Source organism: Streptomyces griseoruber (genome assembly GCF_001514205.1).
Lineage (GTDB): Bacteria > Actinomycetota > Actinomycetes > Streptomycetales > Streptomycetaceae > Streptomyces > Streptomyces griseoruber.
Genome location: NZ_KQ948769.1, coordinates 1 through 544, shown reverse-complemented (window position 1 = coordinate 544; position 544 = coordinate 1). Strand labels below are relative to the sequence as shown.

Here is a 544-nt window from a genome sequence, read left to right as displayed (position 1 = left end):
TGGGCGGCCTCGGCCGCGTAACCCAGTGCCTCCTTCGCCGACTTGCGGGCGGTCGCGGCGAACCCGGCGGCCTCGGCGGCCAGCGTGTACGCCGCCTTCGCGTCGCCCGTCGCCGCCGCGGCGAGGCTCGCCGCCTGGTCGGCGTTCTTCTGCGCGTTGGCGGCGTGCGCCTCGGCGACCGCCTTCTGCTGCTCGGCGATCGTCTTCGACGACTGGCCGGTCAGGACCACCAGCCCCGCGGTGGCGTCGGTGTCGACGTACGGGGAACCGAGCTGGACGGCGTCGTTGGCCGGCGCGGCGACCTGCTGCGCCGAGGCGCCGGCGTCCGCGGCGGCCTGTGCGGTGGTGTAGGCGTGTCCGGCCGCGTCGGCCGCCGAGGCGACCGCCTTGACGGACTCGGCCTTCGCCGCGTCGGCCTGGGCCTTGGCGTCGGCCGCGTGCTTGTCCGCCTCGTCGGCCAGCTTCACGGCCGTACGGGCGGCGGAGGCGGCGGCCTCGGAGGCCTTGATGGCGTCGGCGGCGGCGCTGGTCGCCGTACGCACCG

General features: G+C 77.0%; 1 pseudogene. It reads right to left on the bottom strand.

The features are described 5' to 3' along the window. Positions 1 to 544, bottom strand: a pseudogene (locus AQJ64_RS18760) (virulence factor); the annotation flags it as partial.